Source organism: Meridianimarinicoccus marinus (assembly GCF_040689105.1).
GTDB lineage: Bacteria > Pseudomonadota > Alphaproteobacteria > Rhodobacterales > Rhodobacteraceae > Meridianimarinicoccus > Meridianimarinicoccus marinus.
The window spans coordinates 1-275 of the sequence record NZ_JBFBVU010000121.1 but is presented as its reverse complement, the minus strand read 5'-3'; the positions used below and the strand labels follow the sequence as shown (position 1 = coordinate 275).

Here is a 275-nt window from a genome sequence, read left to right as displayed (position 1 = left end):
AAGATGGGGACGACATAGAAATCGCACACTTCAAAATGCTGTGTTGAGGTTTCGGCAATCGCAGCCAATCCCGCCGGTACGGTGTCAATGTAGAGCAAAAAGCCCTTAACATTGCCTCCTATCAAGGTATCCATCACGAACAGCCCATTCTCATCAGGTACCTTCTTGGTATACACCGAAAACTCGGCTTCGTAAGGCTGTGATAAGTTGAGGTAGGTCTGCATGTTACTTTGATCGACGTTCACTATGTTCACAATACAACTCTCTTTGCTGAC

1 protein-coding gene is annotated in these 275 nt (G+C 46.2%); it reads right to left on the bottom strand.

All coding sequences use genetic code 11. The features are described 5' to 3' along the window. Nucleotides 1–224, bottom strand: a 224-nt coding sequence (locus tag AB0T83_RS20445) for a hypothetical protein (RefSeq protein ID WP_366195026.1), incomplete at its 3' end; no start/stop codon positions are given. Nucleotides 225–275 lie beyond the last annotated feature (51 nt).